Below are 6,988 nucleotides of genomic sequence, written 5' to 3' on the forward strand. Positions count from 1 at the left end.
AAATAAATATAGCAGACGACTGTGCCAGATATTGCCTGACGAGGGCATATAAAAGGCAATTCCTGATGCAGGCGTGATCTTATCACATATATTTGACACAAAGGCGTGTATCCCGGGGCAGCAGCCCTTCCCCGGGGTACGCGCCTTATTATTTTCAGGAGGTATCATTATTATGTATTCTGCGGTTGACACAGTATGGGTGTTACTGGGCGCAGCGCTTGTATTCTTTATGCAGGCCGGTTTTGCGATGGTCGAGACAGGCCTTACCCGCGCAAAGAACGCCGGTAACATCGTCATGAAAAATCTGATGGATTTTTCGCTTGGCTCTATTGTTTTCTGGGTGATCGGCTTTGGCCTGATGTTCGGCGTTTCCGCATCCGGTTTTATCGGAACGCCCGACTTCTTCGTACAGGGCGACTACGCCACGGGTGAAATTCCCTCTTACGCCTTCTTTATCTTCCAGACAATGTTCTGCGCGACAGCGGCAACGATCGTATCAGGCGCTATGGCGGAACGGACGAAATTCTCGTCCTACTGCATTTACAGCATCATTATCAGCGCCGTCATTTATCCGATTTCCGGCCACTGGATCTGGGGAGGCGGCTGGCTCGCCGGCCTTGGCTTCCACGATTTCGCGGGCTCTACGGCGGTTCACATGGTAGGCGGCGTAGCAGCGCTCGTGGGCGCTAAAATCCTGGGAGCCCGTATTGGAAAATACGATAAAAACGGGAAGCCAAAGGCCATTCTTGGTCACAGCATCACGCTGGCAGCGCTCGGCGTATTCATCCTCTGGTTTGCGTGGTTTGGCTTTAACGGCTGCTCCACCCTCTCCGCTTCCGGCGAGGCGACTCCCGCAATGGGCAAAATCTTTACCACAACGAGCATCGCAGCCGCGGCAGCTTCTACGGGGGCTATGCTGATCACCTGGATACGTTATAAGAAGCCCGACGTTTCCATGACGCTCAACGGCGCGCTCGCAGGCCTCGTGGCAATCACGGCAGGCTGTGACGCGGTCGAGCCATGGGCAGCGGCAGTCATTGGCCTTATCGCATCCTTTGTCGTGGTGTTCGGCGTTGAATTTGTGGATAAAAAGCTCAGGATCGACGATCCTGTTGGCGCAATCGCGGTCCATGGCTTTTGCGGCGCTGCCGGCACGATCCTCGTGGGAATCTTCGCACTGGATGGCGGGCTTATTTACACTGGAGACGCTTCCTTTCTCGGCGTACAGGCGCTTGGCGTAGTATGCGTTGCGGCATGGGTTGCCGTAACGATGACGGTCGTGTTCCAGATTTTGAAGCATACAAAAGGCCTGCGCGTATCAAAAGCGGAGGAGCTCGCAGGACTCGACATCGAGGAGCACGGCCTTGCCAGCGGCTACGCGGATTTTATGCCCGTGTGCGGCACAGACTTTATTGCAACAGGCGGTATTGACGAAAATGGAAACGCAAAGCTGGAGCTGGAAAGCGCATCTTCCGCTTCTTTTGAAAAGGCGGTTCCAGTGGAACGGATGCCAAGGGAAGCAAGCGCAGGGGCCGCTTCGGATGTGAAGATGACAAAACTCGTCGTGATTGCGAACCAGAGTAAATTTGAGGCGCTGAAATCCTCGCTTGAAAGCATCGGAATTACAGGCATTACCGTTTCACAGGTAATGGGTGCGGGAATGCAGAAGGGACACTCCGAGTATTACCGCGGGGTTGAAGTGGATATCAACCTGCTGCCCAAAGTAAAGGTCGAGGTGGTTGTATGCAGGATTCCTGTAGACACGGTAATCGCGGCGATCAAGGAAGCCCTTTACACCGGACATATCGGCGACGGTAAGATTTTTGTATACGACGTAGAGAACGTCATCAAGGTCCGCACGGGCGAGGAAGGTTACGAAGCCTTGCAGGATGAAGAGTAAAACGCCCTCACGCAAAGGCGTTTGGCATACATAAGGCAACAAAAAAGAGTGGACGCTTTCCACTCTTTTTTGTATCTCTTTATCCCTTTTTCCAGCGTTGGATGACAACGGTCGCGCGGCCCCCGTCTTCGTTTATGATTTCATAATCCCCGAATGCGGCCGGGATGACAAGCGTCTGGAACTTGTCGCAGCCCGCGCCATATTCCGGATTACCGAGGGAACGCACGCTGATTCTGGAACCGACGGTAAGCGTAAGCATGTGCATAAATTTACCCTCCGTGGAATATTCCGCCCGTTTTTCAAAATGGATACGTTCCACATGGTAAGGCATTTCCGGCAGGCTCTTGTAACGGTCGATGAAATAATCCTTCGTCCATTTTACAACGGACGGCGTGGCCCTCAGGTGTTCATCCACCCATGAGGCGCGCCTGCATTTTTCCATATCGAAGCCGTGCTCCAGGTGCATTTTAAGAGGCTTTCCAGTCATGCTCTGCGCCTCGTCGTCCCAGGACGGACGTGCAAAATCATATTCGAAGAAGGAGTATTCCGTACCGTTGATACTTGGATTCGTATCCATTTCAAGCACCATCTGGTTACCACCGTGACCGTGCATCGTTCCCGGCGGGATCAGGTAAAGGTCCCCTTCCCTGCTTTCCCAGTTTTCGATGAAATCCTTCCAGTCCCCGATAGGCTTAATGTTTTGGGATTCCTCGCATTTGCGTTCCCATTCCTCGATATCCGCGTCGTCCTTGAAACCCATCCACGTATTCGCGCCTTCGTAGGCCTCTGCAATATAATAGGTTTCGTAACGCCCGAGCGGCTCGTTAAAATGCTCTTCCACATAACGGCTGCTGGGATGGATGTGCATGGGCATACTGATGCGCTCCGCGCTCTGCGGCGTTTTATGGTACCCGTCGTCCAGCCAGATATCGAGCGGGAACAATCCCGGATACTCTTTATCGATGAGTTCTCCCACCAGCTCTTTGCCATATTGCATGGCGTTAAGCATGGGCATGGATATGCTCCGTTCCCCGCCAAAGTCGATCAGGATGCGAAGCTCCGGGCCGCCAATTTTGTTCCACGCATTGTTCGCAAGGTTCTCCACGCCATAATCCATATCGAGGAAACGATATGCGCCCCACGGTCCGGGTGAAAATATTTTAACCTCGTGAATCGGGTATTTTACCAGTGTGGACATCATCTCATCATATGCCGCACGCGGGATCACTACAAGGTCGTCCTCAAAATAATTCTCAATATAGAAATCCATGGCTCCGTACATAAAATCTTTTTGGCGCTTTAGCATATAATAGTCGGAATAGTTGTATTCCTTCCAGTCATAGTCTGTTGTCGCCTGCGCACTTCCAAAGGATTTCAGCTTTCCGGTCCACATATCCCATTGCACCTTCTGGTGCGTGTTGTCCACATAGCATTTTACATCGATGAGCGGCGCAAGCTCCCTGACGCACGCGCCTGTGCCGTAAATAACGGTTACCTGCCCGCTTTTATGTGCGAGCTTACCCTGCATGGCCGCTACGCTCTCCGGTTCCAGAATATCCTCGATAACCCCTTTCGCATTCACAATGCCAAAGCCCGGATCCTCCGTCACGTACTGCGCGTTATAGGCGGCAATTTCCTCCCTTGTTTTGTAAAGCTCCAGCGCATCCAGCAGCCGCACCTCGAGTCCCATTGCCTTCAGTTCCGTTTCCAGTGCGTAGGCTATTTTTTCAAAATCCACTCCATACCATCCGTCGAGCGCAATGTTTTTTGCCCCTCCGCTGCATTGCCGCGCAAGCATCCTGATCCCCTCGTTCCAGCCAAATACCACGCTGTCCTTGTTTTGCTCCGATATTTTGATCCTGTTATCCGCATTTTTGATTGATTCATATACTGGCATTTTGTCCCCTCCTTTTTTATTTTTGAAATTTACTAAACCGGTTTAAATACAAATTAACATGGATTGAAACTTTTGTCAACGGTTTTGTTTCAATCCAAAATTGTAATTATACAGGCAATATTTGACATATATCAGTAATTATGTTACCTTTTTCGTAGATGTTTTAAAATTACTTTATTCAGATTTATAAAACCGGTTTTATAAATCCGCAAAGGACGACCGATGAAAAATACAAAGCAACTTACGATCTCTGATATCGCAAAACTTGCCGGTGTTTCCAAAACGACCGTATCCTTTATCCTGAACGGAAAAAGCGGCGTCAGTGAAAAAACAAAGGAAAGGGTGCTGCGCATCATTGAGGAAAACGGCTTCAGGCCTTCCCTCAATTCCAGGCGTTTATTTTATAACCGGAGCTATACGGTAGCCGTGGTATTCGAGGACTCCTCCTCCGTATTTGATAATATGTTTTATTTCAGCATCATGAAAACCTTGCTGAAGCGTTGTATGCACTACGGTTACTCGCTCATCTATTCTGAATTCAGCTTTGACGGTGAAGAGCTGCGCCTGCCGGAGCAAATCTTAAGCAGGGACGTCGACGGCCTTATTTTTCTGAAGGATATTCCGCAAAGCCTTGCAGGCATGCTTGGCTCGCTTGGAATACCGTTTGTGGTAGTGGATGACCATTCTTCATCAGGCGATATCTATTCCGTCAGGGCAGATTACGAGCTGGCAGCTTATACCGCTGTGGAATATCTCCTCGCGCAGGGACACAGGAAAATTGGATTTATCGGCAACACATGCCTGCCCGCCTTTTATACGCAAATATTGTCAGGCTATCAAAAGGCGCTCCGCGGGCACGGTCTGAACACTGAGCTCCGTTGGTTTTTCGACGGCATAACAGACCGCCGCTCCCTCACAGGCCAGATTGACCGCTGCGTATGTGCCGACCTTCCTACGGCGTTCTTCTGTATGGAGGATATCCTTGCCATCGAATTGATGAAGCATCTGAAAAGTAATAACATACAGGTTCCTGAGGATGTATCAGTCGTCTCTGTGGACGACATCATTATGGCGGAATATACCGATCCCGCGCTTACTACCGTATCGCTTGATAAGGAGCATATGGCGACAGCCGCAATCGATCTGCTGATTGCACTGATTGAAAACCGGCCCGCGCAAAGCGTGCAGGTTTCCTCTAACAACCTCATCGTGCGTGATTCTGTAAAAAAACTGCATATTTGAAAAAAACAAACCCAACACAAAAACGGCATCATTTACAACGACACCGCTTTTGCGTTAGGCTTTGAGGGTTTCTACAATGTATGAAATAAGCTTTATAAACTATTTGATTGACGCGCTATGCTTCTTCCGGCTCAAACTGCGCCTTGTATTCCTTCAGGCAGTTTTGGATGATCATCGTTGCGTCGTCACGCCCGTCCACTTGCCTGACGGTCGTCTTTTTGTGCTCGAGCGTCTTATAGACCTCAAAGAAATGCGTCATTTCGTCTGAAATATGCGCCGGAAGCGCCGACACATCCCGATATCCGTTATACATCGGATCTCCAAACGGAATTGCAATAATCTTTTCATCCTGCTGCTCGTCGTCCACCATTTTGATCACGCCGATCGGATAACACCGCACAAGCGTCAAAGGCGCGATTGCCTCCGAGCACAGCACAAGTACGTCGAGCGGATCGTTATCCTCAGCGTAGGTACGCGGGATAAAACCATAATTTGCCGGATAGACCGTTGAGGTATACAGTACGCGGTCCAGCTTCAGAAGTCCGGTTTCCTTATCGAGCTCGTACTTCATTTTACTGCCCTTCTGTATCTCGATCACACAGATAAAATCATCCTTTGTGATCCGCTCCTCCGCAATATCATGCCAAATATTCATATGTCAGTTACCTTTCCGCTTACTCCGCGAAAGGCAGCGTGGAACCTCCGTAAGGCATAATGATCACCTTGGCATCCAGCCCCTTATGGGAAAAAGCATGATTCACAGCACTCTGCAGTTCCTGATATGGTTTAAAGAAAATTCCTTTGACGAAATCGTCCGGCAGGTCTGAAACGAGGTACACGTCGCTTTTTTGCATTACCATGCCAATCGCGGCGGCCTTGTGCCCGCCAAGCTCAAAATTCCGTTCAATTTCCTCCACCATAAAATCCGGACTTTCCGCTGTCGTCATCCAGCGTTCAAATACGCCCTCGCCAAGGCCTTCCTTGCAGGATGCCACCAGAATAATGATACCGCCATCCTTTACCGCATGCTTTGCATTGTCAAGCGCTTTTTGCGCCTGATACAGGTTGATATCCTTAGGGTACCCGCCCGGTGAAACAATGACGATGTCCGCACGCTCCGGAATGACGACCTTGTACAGCGTGTCAAGAAAATCGCAACCTGCCTTGTGCGCGTCCTTCCAATGTCCGGACACGCATTTGATAATCTGTTTTTTCTCATCTAAAACAACATTTACAATGAAATCGATCGGTACAAAATCCTGCACCTCATCGATGTCTTCCCTTACAGGATTTCCCGCAAGCTTGCCCGCATGGGAGCTTTCCTCCACCATCCGCGAATGGTTGGACTGGATTGCCGCCCGTGTGGATACGCCCGGCATGATCGCCTTCGCGCCGCCGGAATAACCCGCAAAATAATGGAACTCGATATTTCCAAGGCAGATTCTTCTGTCCGCCTGTGCCACCGGCGTAAAAATATCGACGGGAGTCCCGCGCGACGTATCGCCCATATGCACAAAATCCTTTGGATCGGAGTCGATACACTTTACTTCGTCGTAAACCGCGTCGCCTGCCAGATAGCGCATTTCCTCCTCAGTTTGCTTGCGGTGGGAACCGAGCGCAAATACAACCGTTACATCGTCCATACTGACGCCCGCCGCCTTCAGTTCATCCAACACCACCGGCAATACGATTTTCGAAGGCATCGGGCGCGTTATATCGCTTGTGATAATCGCGATCTTTTCGCCCGGCTTTGCGATCTCCCGCAGCCGTTTGCTTGCGATCGGATGTTCCACCGAGCGCCGCACCTCCGCCTCGCCGGTCAGCTCATGCGTTACCTCATTTGGTTTTAAGATACTGATGATACATTCCTCAGGCACCTTTGCCGTTTGCGTTCCCTTGGCAAATCCCAGTTCCACTTTCATATGGTTTCTCCTTATATGAATGCAGCC

At 50.3% G+C, this 6,988-nt stretch carries 5 protein-coding genes; 2 read left to right on the forward strand and 3 right to left on the reverse strand.

The features are described from left to right. The first annotated feature begins 172 nt into the window (after positions 1-172). Positions 173-1,900, forward strand: coding sequence for an ammonium transporter (locus ACS5WU_RS13305; RefSeq protein WP_046442342.1), 1,728 nt, complete (start codon positions 173-175; stop codon positions 1,898-1,900). A gap of 79 nt (positions 1,901-1,979) precedes the next feature. Here ACS5WU_RS13305 and ACS5WU_RS13310 read toward each other — a convergent pair whose 3' ends face one another. Next, a complete protein-coding gene (locus ACS5WU_RS13310) occupies positions 1,980-3,797 on the reverse strand; it encodes a cupin domain-containing protein (RefSeq protein ID WP_302760828.1) in 1,818 nt (605 codons plus the stop codon). Positions 3,798-4,019: 222 nt separating this feature from the next. On the opposite strand from ACS5WU_RS13310, the gene ACS5WU_RS13315 reads away from it, so the two are divergent. Beyond that, positions 4,020-5,039, forward strand: coding sequence for a LacI family DNA-binding transcriptional regulator (locus tag ACS5WU_RS13315; RefSeq protein WP_302760826.1), 1,020 nt, complete (start codon positions 4,020-4,022; stop codon positions 5,037-5,039). Positions 5,040-5,154: 115 nt separating this feature from the next. On the opposite strand, the gene ACS5WU_RS13320 is transcribed toward ACS5WU_RS13315, so the two are convergent. After that, positions 5,155-5,694 carry an inorganic diphosphatase gene (locus tag ACS5WU_RS13320; RefSeq protein ID WP_046442345.1) on the reverse strand — a complete coding sequence of 180 codons (540 nt, stop codon included), beginning with the start codon at positions 5,692-5,694 and terminating at the stop codon, positions 5,155-5,157. A 19-nt stretch (positions 5,695-5,713) separates the two neighbouring features. Beyond that, positions 5,714-6,961: a nickel-dependent malate racemase, LarAH6 family gene (gene larAH6 / locus ACS5WU_RS13325; RefSeq protein ID WP_465089196.1), complete on the reverse strand. Its 1,248-nt coding sequence runs from the start codon at positions 6,959-6,961 to the stop codon at positions 5,714-5,716. Positions 6,962-6,988: the final 27 nt, after the last annotated feature.

The organism is Christensenella sp. KGMB01412, from assembly GCF_055522415.1.

Excerpts from the sequence above, each read along its gene's own strand:
- ACS5WU_RS13310 (WP_302760828.1), bottom strand. The coding sequence starts at position 3,797 with ATGCCAGTATATGAATCAATCAAAAATGCGGATAACAGGATCAAAATA.
- ACS5WU_RS13320 (WP_046442345.1), bottom strand. The coding sequence starts at position 5,694 with ATGAATATTTGGCATGATATTGCGGAGGAGCGGATCACAAAGGATGAT.
- ACS5WU_RS13315 (WP_302760826.1), top strand. The coding sequence starts at position 4,020 with ATGAAAAATACAAAGCAACTTACGATCTCTGATATCGCAAAACTTGCC.
- ACS5WU_RS13305 (WP_046442342.1), top strand. The coding sequence starts at position 173 with ATGTATTCTGCGGTTGACACAGTATGGGTGTTACTGGGCGCAGCGCTT.
- larAH6 (WP_465089196.1), bottom strand. The coding sequence starts at position 6,961 with ATGAAAGTGGAACTGGGATTTGCCAAGGGAACGCAAACGGCAAAGGTG.